Annotated in this window: 16 protein-coding genes and 1 pseudogene; 11 read left to right on the forward strand and 6 right to left on the reverse strand. The window is 73.3% G+C overall.

Features of this window, described 5'->3' with window-relative positions; translation table 11 throughout:
- Positions 1-42 precede the first annotated feature (42 nt).
- The 4 genes from H9623_RS01695 to upp form a co-directional block, all read right to left on the reverse strand.
- Positions 43-1,128 carry a glutathione S-transferase family protein gene (locus H9623_RS01695; RefSeq protein WP_193718376.1) on the reverse strand — a complete coding sequence of 362 codons (1,086 nt, stop codon included), beginning with the start codon at positions 1,126-1,128 and terminating at the stop codon, positions 43-45.
- 44 nt (positions 1,129-1,172) lie between these two features.
- Positions 1,173-2,168 carry a hypothetical protein gene (locus H9623_RS01700; protein ID WP_193718377.1) on the reverse strand — a complete coding sequence of 332 codons (996 nt, stop codon included), beginning with the start codon at positions 2,166-2,168 and terminating at the stop codon, positions 1,173-1,175.
- Between the two features lie 167 nt (positions 2,169-2,335).
- Positions 2,336-3,016 carry a winged helix-turn-helix domain-containing protein gene (locus H9623_RS19890; protein ID WP_193718378.1) on the reverse strand — a complete coding sequence of 227 codons (681 nt, stop codon included), beginning with the start codon at positions 3,014-3,016 and terminating at the stop codon, positions 2,336-2,338.
- Positions 3,017-3,346: 330 nt separating this feature from the next.
- Positions 3,347-3,982, reverse strand: coding sequence for a uracil phosphoribosyltransferase (upp, locus tag H9623_RS01710; protein WP_193718379.1), 636 nt, complete (start codon positions 3,980-3,982; stop codon positions 3,347-3,349).
- Positions 3,983-4,168: 186 nt separating this feature from the next.
- On the opposite strand from upp, the gene H9623_RS01715 reads away from it, so the two are divergent.
- The gene (locus H9623_RS01715; protein ID WP_193718595.1) at positions 4,169-4,600 is read left to right on the forward strand and encodes a nucleoside deaminase; all 432 of its coding nucleotides are present in this window, start codon (positions 4,169-4,171) and stop codon (positions 4,598-4,600) included.
- A gap of 53 nt (positions 4,601-4,653) precedes the next feature.
- Here the strand turns inward: H9623_RS01715 and H9623_RS01720 are convergent, their stop codons facing one another.
- Both H9623_RS01720 and H9623_RS01725 read right to left on the reverse strand, forming a co-directional pair.
- Positions 4,654-5,235 (reverse strand): prepilin peptidase, encoded by a 582-nt coding sequence (locus H9623_RS01720; RefSeq protein WP_193718380.1) that lies wholly within the window; start codon positions 5,233-5,235, stop codon positions 4,654-4,656.
- 35 nt (positions 5,236-5,270) lie between these two features.
- Entirely contained in the window at positions 5,271-5,615 is a 345-nt protein-coding gene (locus tag H9623_RS01725; protein WP_193718381.1) for a DUF192 domain-containing protein, read from the reverse strand.
- A 254-nt stretch (positions 5,616-5,869) separates the two neighbouring features.
- Here H9623_RS01725 and H9623_RS01730 point away from each other — a divergent pair, with 254 nt between their 5' ends.
- The 10 genes and pseudogenes from H9623_RS01730 to H9623_RS19740 all read left to right on the forward strand — a co-directional run bounded on the left by H9623_RS01730 (position 5,870) and on the right by H9623_RS19740 (position 14,371).
- The gene (locus H9623_RS01730; protein WP_193718382.1) at positions 5,870-6,607 is read left to right on the forward strand and encodes a hypothetical protein; all 738 of its coding nucleotides are present in this window, start codon (positions 5,870-5,872) and stop codon (positions 6,605-6,607) included.
- 35 nt (positions 6,608-6,642) lie between these two features.
- Complete coding sequence (cpaB, locus tag H9623_RS01735) at positions 6,643-7,329, forward strand: Flp pilus assembly protein CpaB (protein ID WP_227748030.1); 687 nt, start codon at positions 6,643-6,645, stop codon at positions 7,327-7,329.
- Positions 7,329-8,939, forward strand: a complete 1,611-nt coding sequence (locus H9623_RS01740; protein ID WP_193718384.1) for an AAA family ATPase — start codon at positions 7,329-7,331, stop codon at positions 8,937-8,939. Before cpaB ends, H9623_RS01740 begins: the two co-directional genes overlap by 1 nt.
- Positions 8,936-9,268 (forward strand): TadE/TadG family type IV pilus assembly protein, encoded by a 333-nt coding sequence (locus tag H9623_RS01745; RefSeq protein ID WP_193718385.1) that lies wholly within the window; start codon positions 8,936-8,938, stop codon positions 9,266-9,268. Before H9623_RS01740 ends, H9623_RS01745 begins: the two co-directional genes overlap by 4 nt.
- Positions 9,265-10,614 carry a CpaF family protein gene (locus H9623_RS01750; RefSeq protein WP_193718386.1) on the forward strand — a complete coding sequence of 450 codons (1,350 nt, stop codon included), beginning with the start codon at positions 9,265-9,267 and terminating at the stop codon, positions 10,612-10,614. Before H9623_RS01745 ends, H9623_RS01750 begins: the two co-directional genes overlap by 4 nt.
- A complete protein-coding gene (locus H9623_RS01755; protein ID WP_193718387.1) occupies positions 10,611-11,537 on the forward strand; it encodes a type II secretion system F family protein in 927 nt (308 codons plus the stop codon). The genes H9623_RS01750 and H9623_RS01755 overlap by 4 nt, the downstream gene beginning before the upstream one ends.
- A complete protein-coding gene (locus tag H9623_RS01760; RefSeq protein WP_193718388.1) occupies positions 11,534-12,442 on the forward strand; it encodes a type II secretion system F family protein in 909 nt (302 codons plus the stop codon). The genes H9623_RS01755 and H9623_RS01760 overlap by 4 nt, the downstream gene beginning before the upstream one ends.
- Positions 12,442-13,698: a sensor histidine kinase gene (locus tag H9623_RS01765; protein WP_193718389.1), complete on the forward strand. Its 1,257-nt coding sequence runs from the start codon at positions 12,442-12,444 to the stop codon at positions 13,696-13,698. Before H9623_RS01760 ends, H9623_RS01765 begins: the two co-directional genes overlap by 1 nt.
- Positions 13,695-14,003 (forward strand): annotated as a pseudogene (locus tag H9623_RS20135) (response regulator); the annotation flags it as partial. The gene H9623_RS01765 and the pseudogene H9623_RS20135, both read left to right, overlap by 4 nt.
- Before the next feature lie 26 nt (positions 14,004-14,029).
- Positions 14,030-14,371 (forward strand): helix-turn-helix domain-containing protein, encoded by a 342-nt coding sequence (locus H9623_RS19740; protein WP_321575211.1) that lies wholly within the window; start codon positions 14,030-14,032, stop codon positions 14,369-14,371.
- Positions 14,372-14,402: the final 31 nt, after the last annotated feature.

Below are 14,402 nucleotides of genomic sequence, written 5' to 3' on the forward strand. Positions count from 1 at the left end.
ACGCCCCAGCCCCTCCGTCGTCCCCGGCCCGGTGCGTGCTCGTCAGTCCCGAGGTCGCGCGGCCTGCGGCTCGCCCTCGACGGGTACGGCCAAGGGCGCGAGGTGGTAGGACGCGAGGTCGGTCGCGGCGGTAGGAGCGCTGCCGTCGCCGAACGGTGACCCGCCCAGCGCCTCGCGGCCGTGCGGGGTGCGCCAACCCGACAGGTCGGGGCCGTCGGGCACGATCCCGCTGGGGTTGAGCTGGGAGTGCACGCGGTAGTAGTGGTGCTTGATGTGCTCGAAGTTCACGGTGTCGCCGAACCCGGGCGTCTGGAACAGGTCGCGCACGTAGGCCCAGAGGACCTTGTCCTCGGTGATCTTGTTGCGGTTGGTCTTGAAGTGCCCGTGGTAGACCGCGTCGAAGCGGACGAGAGTGGTGAACAGGCGGACGTCGGCCTCGGTGACGTGGTCGCCCACGAGGTAGCGGCGGTCGGTCAGCCGGTCGTGCAGCCAGTCGAGGCGCTCGAACAGGATCCCGAACGCCCTGTCGTACTTCTCCTGGGAGTCGGCGAACCCGGCCCGGTACACGCCGTTGTTGACGTCGAGGTAGACCTTCTCGGCGACGTCGTCGATCTCGTCGCGCCACGCCTCGGGGTAGAGGTCGGGGGCTCCGGGGCGGTGGTACGCGGTCCACTCGGTCGACAGGTCGAGCGTGATCTGCGGGTAGTCGTTGGTCACGAGCAGGCGCGAGGGGACGTCGACGATCGCGGGCACGCTCACGCCGCCGTCGTCCTCGGGGTCGCGCGCGAGGTAGTGCTCGGCGAGGAAGCGCGAGCCGAGCTCGGGGTCCACCCCGTCGCGGTCGAGCGTGAAACGCCAGGACCGGGAGTCCTGGATCGGGTCGACGATCCCCAGCGAGATCGCGTCCTCGAGCCCGAGCAGCCGGCGCACGATGATCGACCGGTGCGCCCACGGGCACGCGAGGCTCGCGACGAGGCGGTAGCGCCCGGCCTCGACGGGCCACCGGCCCTGCTCGTCGCCCTGCCCGCCGGGCTCCGAGCCGCTGTCCGCGGTGATGCGGTCGGTGAAGTGCGGGCCGCGGCGCTTCCAGCCGCGGGGGACGGGGTTCGATCCGGTGGTGTCGCTCATGGACCGAACCTACGCCGGGCCCTGGACGTCCGCAGCGACCCGGGTCACGGGGCGTGTGTGACGTCCGTCCGGACCGGTCGCAGGCGGGACCCGACCACCCGGGACGTGCCGTCGTCGTGCACCTCGACGAGGACCGTGACGGTCTGCGTGACGGTCCACGCGGACAGGCTCACGCCCGCGGGGACGGTGCCGAGCGTGTCGGTCGCGGGGGTGGGCGCGGTCCAGCCGTCGGTGAGCGTCACGGTCTGGGTGCACTCGACGGACGCGAGCGCGAAGATCCCCTCGGTGGCCACGAGCCACGCCGGGTCCGGGCCCTCGTACGCGCAGGCCCGCTCCTCGGTCCCGCTCTCGGGCGAGAGGCCGGGGACGGGGAAGCCCTGGGTGTGCGCGGTCGCGAGCTGGTCGGCGTCGGTGACGTCGAGCGTGGGTGCTGCCTGCCCGGTGAGGGCGAACCCGAGCACGTCCTCGAGGGCGTCGTCGCCGCGGGCGCGCGCGGCGACGTCGGGCCCGACGGCGGAGCCTCCCGCGAGCACGGGCTGCGGCAGGGCGACGGCCGGGTCGGTCGCGAGCTGGTAGGTCAGGAGCCAGGGCGCGTCGGCCGACGCCCGGGTGAAGAACGTGGACTCGACGAACTCGCCGTCGGAGGCCGCGGGGTCGCCTGCCGCGCGCAGGGAGTAGAACCACCCCGTCGTCGCGGCTGCCGCGGGGGCTGCGATCGTTCCCGACGTCGAGGCGTACGGCGCGACCGGCGGGAGTCCCTGCGCGACCTGGGTGGCGAACGCGAACGCCGAGGAGCGGAGGACGGGCCCGGTCGCGACCTGCGCGAGGGCCTCGGCGTCCCGCGCCTCGTTCGCGGCGCTGCGCGCCGTGGTGAGGGCGGCGAACAGGTCGTCGGCGGCCGCCCGGTCGATCACGGGGTCGGGCTGCGGCGCGGGTGCTGCCGAGACCCCGGAGGCCGCGCACCCCGACAGGAGGGCGAGCGCGGTCGTCGCCCCGACGAGGCCTGCGAGGGTGCGGGCGGTGGGACGTGGCGCAGGCACGACGGCAGGGACCTCACGGGACGGGACGGGCGGACGTGCTCATCCAACCCCGAACGGGCGTCTCGACCAAACGGGTCCGGGGGTCGTCCCCGTGGGTGTCGTGCTGCCGGGCCGGGCGTGGTCCCCCCACGAGACCGTCGGTGCCCGGCCCGGCAGCACACCGGTCCTCAGGCGGCGTCCCCCGAGCCGCTGAGGACGACGTGGGTCTGCGGGTCGAACCGGTAGCCGAGCCCGCGGACGGTCGTGATGACGTGCTGGAGGCCGAGCTTCTCGCGGAGCCTGCGCACGTGGACGTCGATGGTCCGGCTGCCGTCGCGCACGGCGTCGGACCCCCAGACGGTCGCCAGGAGCTCGTCCCGGGTCACGACGCGGTGCGCCGAGCGGGACAGGTGCGTGAGGAGCTCGAACTCCTTGTAGGTGAGGCGTTGCACCGACCCGTCGACGGTCACGCGGCGCCCCACGGGGTCGATGACGACGCGCGGGACCGGCGACAGCGCCGCGAGGCGGTCGCGGAAGGCGTTGACGTCCCCCAGCGCCGCGAGGTCCGGGTCCGGGGTGGGAACCTCCGCGCGTCTCGCGGCGACCCGGCCTCGCGCCTTGCGGCGTCCCTTGTCGACGATCTGCTCGTGCTGGTCGGTCGCGGGCTCGGACAGGGTGAGGGCCGTGTATGTCTCGGCGTCGGGCAGCCACTCGCGCGCGAGCTCGCCCAGGGCCTCGGCGAGCTCGACGAGCTCTGCCTGAGGGTGCTCCCCGGCGGCGGCGTCGACGCCGACGTACAGGACGAAGCCGGGGTGGTTGCGGCGGTGGGGTGCGTGCGGTCGAGCGTTCTGGGGGGTCAGCGTGGTCATGCGAGTCTCCGTGGGTCTTCCCGCTCGACGGCCGGGGCCGGAGCGGCGCCGACGACGGTCGGCAGGGTTGTCAGAGGACTGAGCGGGTCAGGCCGGACAACAGACGCAGGAGGACATGCCGAGGACCGGGCGCCGGTCGGCGCCTCGGGAGCTCAGCGAGGGGGACATGAGGCGAGCATGGCAGCGGGTCGCGGGGTCGCCAAGAGGAAGAGTCAGGAATCTCACTGGGCGAGACTCGAAAATGGGACGGACGGGACGTCGTCGGGCATCGGGCGCAGGGCGGGCCGCCCGGGGGCCCGGCAGCCCGCCACGAGGTGCGACGCGAGAAGGTCAGACGACGCCGTACAGGCGGTCGCCCGCGTCACCCAGGCCGGGCACGATGTACGCCTTCTCGTCGAGGCGCTCGTCCACCGCGGCCACGACGAGCTGCACGTCGACGCGGTCGCCGATCGCCTTCTCGAGGACCTCGATGCCCTCCGGGGCCGCGAGCAGGCACACGGCTGTGACGTCACGGGCGCCCCGCGCGAACACGTAGTCGATCGCCGCGACGAGCGTCCCGCCCGTCGCGAGCATCGGGTCGAGCAGGAACACGTGGCGACCCGTCAGGTCGTCCGGGAGGCGGTTCGCGTACGTGACGGCCTCGAGCGTCTCCTCGTCGCGCTGCATCCCCAGGAAGCCGACCTCTGCCGTGGGCAGCAGGCGGGTCATGCCCTCGAGCATCCCCAGGCCCGCGCGCAGGATCGGCACGACGAGGGGGCGCGGCTCGGCGATGCGGACCCCGACGGTCGTGGTGACCGGGGTCTGGACCTCGTGGGGCTCGACCCGGACGTCCCGCGTCGCCTCGTAGGCCAGCAGGGTCACGAGCTCGTCCACCAGGAGGCGGAAGGTCGGGGAGGCGGTGTCCTTGTTGCGGAGGACGGTGAGCTTGTGGGCGACCAGCGGGTGGTCGGCGACGTGCAGGCGCATGCTCCGAGGGTACCGCCCGGTAGCCTCAGGAGCATGGTCCCCGACGACGTCGCCCCCGCCACAGAGACGGGCGCCACAGCCCCCGGCGCCCCAGGGTCCGGTCCCGTCGGGCTCGAGCTCCCGTGGGCGGCCGGGACGTTCCCGCCGGACACCGTGACCGCGCGCCGCGCCGTGTGGGACGAGCTCATGGGGCTCGCGCTGCACGAGGCGAGCCACGCGCTCGCCACGGGGGACGTACCCATCGGTGCGCTCGTCGTCGGGCCGGACGGGCGGCTGCTCGGGCTCGGCCGCAACCGGCGCGAGGAGATCGGCGACCCCACGGCCCACGCCGAGGTGCTCGCGCTGCGCCAGGCCGCGGCCACGCTCGGCTCGTGGCGCCTCGAGGGGTGCACCCTCGTCGTGACGCTCGAGCCGTGCGCCATGTGCGCCGGGGCGACCACGCTCGCGCGGGTCGAACGCCTCGTGCTCGGCGCCTGGGACCCCAAGGCCGGCGCGTGCGGCTCGGTGTGGGACATCGTGCGCGACCGGCGCAACCCGCACCGCGTCGAGGTGATCGGCGGAATCCGCGACGTCGAGTGCGGCGACCTCATCCGGGAGTTCTTCGAGACGCAGCGCTAGCCGGCTCGACCTCCCTTCCGGAGGCGGAGGCGCCGCCGCGCGCCTCCGACGACTCAGGCGAGCAGCCCCAGCCGCGCCCCCGTGAGGGCCAGCGCTGCGCCCACCAGCATGTACGGGCCGAACGCGATCGCGGTCGTGCGCGACGCGCGTCGGGAGACGAGCAGCGCCACGGCGACCAGCCCCCCCACGAGGAACGGGACGAGCGCGACGCCCCACAGGACGGGCCACCCGTACCAGGCGCCGACGGCGCCCAGGACCCCCGCGAGCTTGACGTCGCCGAACCCGAGGCCGGCCGGGTTGACGAGGTGCAGCGCCAGGTAGGCCGCGCCCAGCGCGAGGCCGCCGAGCGCGGCGCGCAGCAGCGCGTCGAACGCGCTGTCGGCCAGTGCCGCGACGGTGAGCAGGACGGCCACGGCCGCGGCCGTCGGGCCGACGATCGCGTCCGGGAGGCGGTGCGTCGAGGCGTCGATCGCGAAGAGCGCCGTGCTCGCGACGGCGAGGACGACGAGCGCGGGGGTGGACCAGCCCGGACCGCTCGCCCAGACGGCCCAGACCGCGGCAGGCACGGAGGCCACGAGGACGGGGGTGCGGTACGGGGTGATCTCGCTGATCGCGCGACGGAGCGTCGAGGGCATGCGCGAACAGTAGCCGGGCCCTCCGGTCGCCTGCGTCAGCCGACCGCGACCCGGCTCCCGACGGCGAGGCCCCACCGTTCGAACGACGACGCGGGTGCCTCGAGCACGGCTGCGACGCCGTGCCGGGGCCGGGTCATGCCCCACGGGCGCAGACGGTGCACCGCGAGGACGCGGTACCCGGCATCGAGCAGAGCGACGTCGAGGGGCACACGCATCCACGCACCGTGCACCGAGCTGCACGGGCGCAGGAGCAGAGCGTCGGGAAGCGTGGTGCGAAACAAGAGACCCCGGGTCCGACTTATCCATGTTTCAGCTATTTCGAGCGAAGAAACCGTTCTGTCGTCGACGAGCAGGAAGGTCGAAGGGCCACTCTGTGACACGGGTTTTCCTTTCGTGGCATTCGCTTCTATGCTCGGCGCCGCCGTGTGCTGCTCGGGCGCACGAAATTCTCGCAGCGTGCCGGTGGCGGTTGCCGCGGGTCGCGACGCGATGCGGTACGCGCAGCGGGTGAATCTCGTGCACCGGCTGAAACGAAAAACTCATCGAGCCAGGGGAGCCTATGTCACGCGCAACAGTGTGCGCCTTCGTCCCGTCCCAACCCGAGCTCGTCGACCGTCTCCGCAACGATCGCCTCGTGGTCCCGGACACGAAGGACCTGCGCGGCTGGGTCGAGCGTCTCCGGGACACCGGTCCCGTGGTGATCGTCGGGGAGCAGCGGCACGAGCGCCCGCTCCTGAGCGCCGCAGCCGCCCTGTCCGACGCCGGGCTGTCGGTCGCGACCCGCCTGCTGCCGCACGGCCCCGCCGCGGTCGTGCTCGTGGCGCGCGAGGCCGCCTACGCCCCCGTCGACGCGGGGGTGGTCCCGGCGCTGGTCGACGCGATCGCCGCCGAGACGTGGAGCGGGGCCTGGACCGCGAGCGTCGTGGGGCTGACCTCCCCGGCCCCGTCCCTGGGCCAGCACGTCGCCTCCTGGTTCCGCCCGCGGCACGGGTTCGTCGTCACCCTGAGCGAGGCGTCCGGCCGCGCGGTCGCGAGCGCGCGAGCGACCCGCCCTCGCACGGGCCAGGGCTGGCCGGTCCTCACGGTCGCCCACGGGCAGGCGCCGGACGGTGCCCGCGCGGACCTCCTGCGCGCCGTCGGCGCGAGCGAGACCGTCGCGCCCGACTGGCTCGTGCTGGACCCCGTCGAGCGGTTCGGGACGCCGCGCGCGCTCGAAGCCGCGGCGCTCCCCGCGAACAGCGCCGCCCTGCTCTCGGCCCTCGGCCCCGTCACCGGCGAGTGCACGGTCTGCGGGTCCTCGCTGCTCGAGAAGTTCTGCCCGTACTGCCGGGTCGCACCGGTCCTGATGAGCTCACCTGGAGGCACCCTGTGAACCCACGGCAGCGAAGAGGCGTTCTCTTCATCCTGTTGGCCGCCCTGATGGCGGTCGTCGTCTTCGCCGCCGTCGCCCTCTACGTGGGCAGCGTCAGCTCGCGGGTCGGGGCGCTGGTGACCGTGTACCGCTCGGCAGAGGCCCTGCCCGCCTACAGCGAGGTCACGGAAGCGTCGCTCGTCGCGGAGGAGGTCCCCCGGCGATGGGTCTCCGACAACGCGATGCTCGACCAGGAGGCACTCCTCGGCCGTCGGATCGGCGTGAACCTCGACGAGGGCACGATGATCACCTCGGACCTGCTCGTCCCGCCCTCGGACCTCGACGCCGACGAGCGAGAGCTCGCGATCAACGTCGACGCGGTCACGGGCCTCGCCGGCCGCGTGGTCCCGGGCGACTACGTCGACGTGTACGCCGTGTTCGGCGACGTCCCCGGGCTGCCCAAGCAGGTGCAGGTGCTCGTGCGCAGCGTGCGGGTCGTGTCCGTCGCCGGCAGCCAGGTCCAGGTCGACGAGGAGAGCGCCACGGGACAGCAGACCGTGATCCCCGTGACCCTCGCACTCAAGCCCAACGACGCCCTCGCCGTGACCTACGCGGCCGCCTTCGCCCAGGAGGTCCGGCTCGTCGGGCTGCCCACCGGCAGCGCGGAGGACCGCACCGGTGAGCTCGACGACCTCGACGCCGGCGACCTCGGCGGCACCGCCATCCCAGAAGGAGACCGCTGATGCCCGGAACCGTCGTCATCGCGTGCGCCGACCAGTCGCTCGCCTACGAGCTGCGGTCGCAGCTCGCCGAGGTCGGTGACGTCGAGGTGGTGGGTCTCGCGGAGACCACGACCGAGCTCATCGAGATGGTCACCACGCACGAGCCCAACGCGGTCCTCGTGCACGACCAGATCGGTCCCCTGTCGGTGCACGAGGTCGTCCGTGACCTCGGTGTGCGCCGCCCCGCGACCGTGTCGGTCGTCGTGGCGAGCGACCCCGACCCCGAGGTCCTCGCGGCGGCCATGGACGCCGGGGCCCGCGGCGTGCTCACCTACCCGTTGTCGTTCGACGCGGTCCAGCAGCGGGTCCAGAACGCGCTCGAGTGGTCCCGTCAGATGGAGGCCATGCTCGACGCGACCCGCGCCGGCGGCACGAGCGCACGGGGCCGGGCGACCGTCGTCGTCGCGACCGGGTCGAAGGGAGGCGTCGGGACGACGGCGCTCCTCACGCACCTGGCCTGGGACCTGCGCCGCAGGACGCCGGACCTCAAGGTCGCGGTGGTCGACGCGGACCTCGAGAAGGGGGACCTCACGAGCTACCTCCCCGCGGCGTACCGGACCTCGATCGCGGACCTGGCCAAGGTCGCCGAGGACCTGTCGCCGCGCACGGTCGCCGACGCGATGTTCGAGCACGAGTCCGGGCTGCACCTCCTGCTCCCGCCCGAGGACGTCCGCGAGGTCGAGTTCGTGACCCCCACCGCGGTCCGCCAGATCGTCTACCTGCTGCGCCAGCAGTACGACCTGGTCCTCGTGGACGCCGGGTCGCACGTGACGCCCGTCCAGGTCGCGCTCGTCGAGATCGCCGACGAGGTCGTGCAGGTCGTCACCCCGGACCTCGTGAGCCTGCGCGGCCTGCGACGGGACCTGGGCTGGTGGGAGTCGTTCGGCGCCCGCAAGCCCGACGCCGTCAAGGTGCTCGTCAACCGTCGCTCGAAGGGTGACGAGATCCAGTTCGACGCCGTCCGCCAGCTCTCTCCCGCGCCCGTCCTCCAGACGACGGTCCCGCACCTCGGCCGCCGCCTCGAGGCGGCGGTCAACACGCGGTCGCCCGGCCTCGTGGAGGACCAGGGCTGGTGGAGCGCGCTCCGTGCGCTCGCCGGAGAGCTCCGTGTGGACCGTGCGCTCGCGCAGGACGACGACGCTCCCGCCGCAGCCCGCCCGCCCCGCGAGGCCAGGACGGCTCGTGCCCCCCGGCGCGCGGCGCGGGCCGGCGCCCGGGAACGCGGATCGGCGTCGATCGAGATGCTCGGCACGCTTCCGGTCCTGCTGCTGGTCGCGGTCGTCCTGGTGCAGCTCGCCACGGCCGGCCTGACCTACGTGTGGACGGGCCACGCGGCCTCCCTCGCCGCCAGGGCCGCGGCCGTCGACCCGTGGGACGGAGCCGGTGCCCGGGCGCTGGCTCTCGAGGACATCCCCTCCGGGGTCACCGACGACATGAGGGTCGCCCTGTCAGGACAGGGGAACGGGACGGTCGACGTGTCCGTCACGACGAACGTCCCGCTCCTCGCGCCCGGCCTCCTGCCGACGCCCTGGACGCTCACGGTCGAGCGACAGGTGGTGACCGAGCCGTGAGGCGCGACAAGGAGCGAGGAAGCTCGACGATCGAGATCCTCGGCATGCTGCCGGTCGTCGTCGTGACGCTCTTCGTGCTGCTCCAGCTGTGCGCCTTCACGTGGGCGGTCGCCGGTGCCAACCAGGCCGTGCGGGACGGGGCGCGTGCCAAGAGCCTCGACCGGCCCGTCGCGGCCGCGGTCGAGGCGTCGCTCCCCAGCGGGCTGAGCGTGCACAGCCTCCGGGTCGAGGGGGAGCGGGTCGTCCTCCAGGTCGAGGTGCCGCGGATCGCGGTGTTCCCCTCCATGACCGTCCAGCGTGAGGCGACCATGCCGGGGACGATCTCGTGAGGGGCGGGTTCGCCGAGTGGAGCTCGGCCCGCCCCGCGGCGACCACCACCTCGTCGAGCCGGAGCGACCTCGACGAGGGGCTCGTCGCGCTCTTCCGCGGCAAGCTGCTCGAGGAGGTCGACCTGCACGAGCTCGGGCGCCTCGACGCGGCCCAGCGCAGGATCCGGCTCGAACGGGTCGTGGCGCACCTCGTCTCGACCGAAGGGGTCATCCTCACGACCCGTGAGCGCAACGCGCTCATCCGCCGTGTCGTCGACGAGTCCGTCGGTCTCGGCGTCCTCGAACCGCTCCTCGCGGACGAGACGGTCTCGGAGATCATGATCAACGGGCACGACACGATCTACGTCGAGCGGTTCGGCCAGGTCGAGCGCGCGGCTGCGGCCTTCACCTCGGAGGAGCAGCTCCGGCAGACGATCGACCGCATCGTGTCGACCGTCAACCGCCGTGTCGACGAGTCGAGCCCCATGGTCGACGCCCGGCTTCCCCCGGACGAGCGGATGCCGCGCGGCGCCCGTGTCCACGTGGTCCTGCCCCCGCTCGCCCTCGACGGCCCGACGGTCACGATCCGTCTCTTCCCCAAGGCGTACGGCCTCGACGAGCTGCTCAACCGTCAGAGCCTCGACCAGCGCACCGCCGACCTGCTCGCGGCGTGCGTCCGGGCTCGGCTGAACATCGTCGTCTCGGGTGGCACGTCGTCCGGGAAGACGACGCTGCTCAACGCGCTGTCGGCCTTCATCCAGCCCCGGCAGCGCATCATCACGATCGAGGACGCCGCCGAGCTCTCGCTCTCGCAGGAGCACGTGGTGCGCCTCGAGACCAGACCGGCGAACGTCGAGGGCCGTGGCGCCGTCACCATCCGTGACCTCGTCCGCAACGCCCTGCGCATGCGTCCCGACCGGGTCATCGTCGGTGAGGTCCGCGGCGGCGAGGCCCTCGACATGCTGCAGGCGATGAACACCGGTCACGAGGGATCGCTCGCGACCGTCCACGCGAACACCACGGTCGACGCGCTCATCCGGCTCGAGACGCTGGCGTCGATGAGCGACGTCGAGGTCCCGTTCCACGCGCTGCGCGACCAGGTGAACAACGCGGTCGACATCGTCGTGCAGCTCCTGCGCGGGTCCGACGGCACCCGTCGGGTCGTGGCGGTCGACTGGGTCGCGTCGCGGCACCGGGAGGACTTCCGGGTCGAGCCGCTCATGCGCTGGGATCCCGAGGCCGTGAACGACCGCGGCGGACGCGGACGCTTCGTGGTCCACGACGTGCCGTCCCGGGTGCTCGACCGGCTGCGGATCGCGGGGGAGACCGCGGTGGTCGAGGACGCCTTGCAGAGGAGCGCGCGATGATCCTCCTCGTCCTGTTCGTCCTCACGTGCGCGCTGTGCGCCTTCCTCGTGGCGGGCCTCGTGGACCTCGCGGCCGTGTCCTTCCGTCGGCGGGCGCTCGTCGCCGCGCTCGACTCGGGGGACAGCGCGACGCTCACCGGGCGGATCGACCAGTGGGACCGCTACTTCCGCAGGACACCGCCGGGACGATGGGTCGAGCGCCAGCTCGTGCTGGCGGGCGAGGAGGACCGTCGCCCGCTGACCGTGGGTTCGGTGGCGGTCGCCGGCGGCCTCGCCGTCGGCTGGGTCCTCGCGATCGGCCTCGCCCCGTTGTTCGGGCTCCTGGGGATCGCCGCCGTGGTCGGGGGCATCCGGTGGTGGCTGGGGCGGGCGCGGGAGCGGCGCCGCGAGCAGTTCGTCGCGCAGATGCCCGAGCTCGCGCGCGTGCTCTCCAACGCCACGAGCGCGGGCCTGTCCATCGCCGGTGCGATCGCCGTCGCCGCCGCCGAGCTGCAGGCTCCCGCGGGCCCGGAGCTCGCGCGCGTCGCGTCGAGGATGCGCTTCGGGGCGAGCCTCGACAGCGCGATGGGCGACCTCGAGGAGCGCGTCCCGTCCCGGGAGGTCGCCGTCCTCGTCTCGACGCTTCTCGTGAGCGCACGCTCGGGCGGATCGCTCGTCTCGGCGTTGCGCGACATCGCCGAGACGCTCGAGGAGCGCAAGGAGACGCGCAGGGAGATCATGACGACGCTCGCACAGTCCACGGCGACCGGGTACATGGTCATCGTGCTGGGCTTCGGGCTGCTGTTCCTGCTCAACATGATCCAGCCGGGCACGGTCGACGCCATGCTGGCGAGCTGGTCGGGCCGGGCTGCGCTCCTGGTCGCCAGCTCGCTGTTCGTCGCCGGGTTCCTGCTGATCCGTCGGATGACGAGGTTCGACGGGTGACGGCCGCGCTCGTGCTCGTGACCGCGGCCCTGGCCGCCGCGGCGGTGGTCCTCCTGCTCGTGGGGCTGAGGGAGGTCCGGTCGGACGCGCTGGACATCCTGCACGTCGACGACCTCGAGCTCCTCCGCAAGGAGCAGCGTCGGCGCGCCCAGGGCGAGGGACCTCTGGCGAGGATCGCTCGGGGGCAGGTGCCCCGGCTGCGCAGGGTCCTCGGCGCGCGTCGGGTCGAGGGGCTCCAGCGCCGGATCGACGAGGCAGGGCGTCCGGGCGGTCTCACGGTCGACGGCTTCCTCCAGGAGTGCGCCACGTGGGGCCTGATCATCTCGCCCCTGGTGCTCCTGTTCGTCCTCCAGGGCAGCTTCCTGTACGTGCCGCTGTGCCTCGCCGTGCCTGTCCTGCTGCCGATGGGGCGCGTCGCGGGTGCGCAGCGCAAGCGCCGGGAGCAGATGGACCGCGACCTCCCGGACTTCCTCGACGTGCTCGCGGTCACGGTCATGGCCGGGGTGAACTTCCGGGCCGCTCTGGCGCGGGTGTCCTCACGGTTCGAGGGCCCGCTGGCCGACGAGGTCATGCTCACGCTCCACCAGATCGCCAACGGCGCCTCGGTGCGCGACGCGTTCGACGACATGCGCCGACGGTCCTCGTCGGAGTCGGTCGCACAGTTCGTCTCGGCCCTGCTCCAGTCCCAGGAGCTCGGCGCACCGCTGGCCGAGTCGCTCCGGCAGATCGCCGACGACGTCCGCCGGGCCTCGGCGCAGCGTCAGCGCCAGGCGGCTGCGAAGACGGCACCGCGCGTGACGCTCGTGACCTCCGTGGTCCTGCTCCCCGCGGCGATGATCCTGATCGTCGTGGGTCTGGTCCTGGGCATGGACGTGGACTTCGGGTCCTTGCTGGGAAGCATCTGATGCGCACGGGCACCGTCTGGCAGGACGAGTTCAGCCGACGGCTGCTGGGCATCGCCATGCTCGTCCGCCTGATCTCGATCCTCATGGCCTTCGTCGGGCTGGTCGGGGAGCCCCTGACCGCGACGGTGCTCGCGTGCTCCTTGGCGATGAGCGGGGCGAGCCTGGCGCTGCTGCTCTCTCCCGCGGTCGCGTCGTTCGTCGCCCGCCACCCGTTCGTGTGCGTGACCGACGTGCTCCTGTCGCTCGCCGTGGTCGCGCTCGTGGGCGTCGAGAGCCCGCTCGTGATCGCGACCATGTCGTCGGCGCTCGTGGTGGGGTTCCTGTTCCGTCCCGTGATCGCGTCGGCGTGCGGCATCGTCCTGGTCGCCGGGTACCTCCTCGCGGCGGTGGTCGGCGACTTCGGCGAGCTCGGTTTCATGACGGCCATGGGGGTGCCGACCCTGTACGTGGGGCTGATCGTCGTCGGCGGCGCTGTGCGGCACGCGCACGACGCGCAGGCGGAGGCGGTGCGTCTGGTCGCGGAGGCGAGGTTCGCCTCGGCCTCGGCCGACGAGCGGGCACGGCTCGCCCGGGAGATGCACGACTCGCTCGGCAAGACGCTGCACGGGATCTCGCTCGGCGCGGAGGCGCTGCCCCGCATCCTGGCGCGCGACCCCGGCGCGGCCACGTACTACGCGACCGCGCTCGCGGACGGCGCCGAGCGCGCGGCGCAGGAGGCTCGCCAGATCCTGGTCCGGCTGCGGGCGGACCAGCCGGACAGGCCGCTCGTCGAGGTCCTGCGGGAGCGGTGCGCCGCCTGGGAGCAGGAGACGGGGGTGACGTGCACTTTCACGGTCGACGGGTTCGTCGACATCTCGACGGATGCGCGCTACGAGCTGCTGGCGATCGTCGAGGAGGCGCTCGAGAACGCTCGCCGTCACGCCGAGGCGAACCGGCTGGTCGTGCGTCTCGTGGGGCGTGACGGTCGGGTCGGCGTCGAGGTCGAGGACGACGGACGTGGCTTCGTCCCCGCACCGGACGGGACCAGCCCACCGAGGCACTACGGGCTGACGGGCATGGCGGAGCGGGCGCGGGTCGCGGGTCTCGAGCTGACGATCCGCTCGGCACCGGCCCGCGGGACCACCGTGAGCGTGGGCCTGGCGGCCGCGGGTGGTGGCGCCACCGCGGCTGCCGACGGGTACCCGAGCCCGCTGCCCAAGCCTCTCGCTCCCCAGGGTGCCGGTGCGAAGGTGGCGTCGGCCGGAGCGCGCGGATGAGCGCCCAGGACGTGGACGCGCGCTCGACCACGGGGACGGTGTCGGTCGCGATCGTGGACGACAACCCGGTCGTCAGGATGGGGCTGCGGGCGATCGTCGAGGCGTCCGAGGCCCTCACCTTCGTCGGCGAGGCGGGCGACGGCGAGGCGGCGATCGCGATGGTCCGCGGCTGCCGGCCGGACGTCACGCTCCTCGACGTCCGGATGCCCCGCCGGGACGGGATCGAGGTCCTCGTGGCGATTCGCGACGTGACCTCGGTGCTCATGCTGACCTACTCGGACAGCCCGGACGTGGTGCGGGCAGCCCTGGCCGAGGGGCCCTCGGGTACCTCGTGCACGGGCACTTCACGGCGACCGGCCTGGAGCGGTCGATCCTCATGGTGGACGACGGCGCCTTCCCCCTCTCGGCACCGGCCGTGGCCGCGATGCGGTCGACGCTCGCGGTGGCACCGGCCCGGGAGGTCGGCAGGCCGGACTTCGGGCTCTCCGCCCGGGAGGCGGAGGTGGCCACCCTCCTGGCAGAGGGCTGCACCAACCCGGAGATCGCCGCGCGGCTGTTCGTGGCCGAGAAGACCGTGAAGAACCACATCAACAGCGTGTTCGCCAAGATGCAGGTGCGCAACCGTTCGGAGGCGATCCTGGCGTGGCTGGGCCCGTGGGACCGCGATGATTAGGCCCAGGTCTGGGCCCCTGGGCCCGGGCCGA

Origin of the sequence: Oerskovia douganii (assembly GCF_015142735.1) — a bacterium.
Taxonomy (GTDB): Bacteria; Actinomycetota; Actinomycetes; order Actinomycetales; family Cellulomonadaceae; genus Oerskovia; species Oerskovia douganii.

Coding starts and splice junctions, on each gene's coding strand:
- H9623_RS01755 (WP_193718387.1), top strand. CDS start 10,611: ATGATCCTCCTCGTCCTGTTCGTCCTCACGTGCGCGCTGTGCGCCTTC.
- H9623_RS01715 (WP_193718595.1), top strand. CDS start 4,169: ATGGGGCTCGCGCTGCACGAGGCGAGCCACGCGCTCGCCACGGGGGAC.
- H9623_RS01720 (WP_193718380.1), bottom strand. CDS start 5,235: ATGCCCTCGACGCTCCGTCGCGCGATCAGCGAGATCACCCCGTACCGC.
- upp (WP_193718379.1), bottom strand. CDS start 3,982: ATGCGCCTGCACGTCGCCGACCACCCGCTGGTCGCCCACAAGCTCACC.
- H9623_RS01765 (WP_193718389.1), top strand. CDS start 12,442: ATGCGCACGGGCACCGTCTGGCAGGACGAGTTCAGCCGACGGCTGCTG.
- H9623_RS19890 (WP_193718378.1), bottom strand. CDS start 3,016: ATGACCACGCTGACCCCCCAGAACGCTCGACCGCACGCACCCCACCGC.
- H9623_RS01740 (WP_193718384.1), top strand. CDS start 7,329: ATGCCCGGAACCGTCGTCATCGCGTGCGCCGACCAGTCGCTCGCCTAC.
- H9623_RS01695 (WP_193718376.1), bottom strand. CDS start 1,128: ATGAGCGACACCACCGGATCGAACCCCGTCCCCCGCGGCTGGAAGCGC.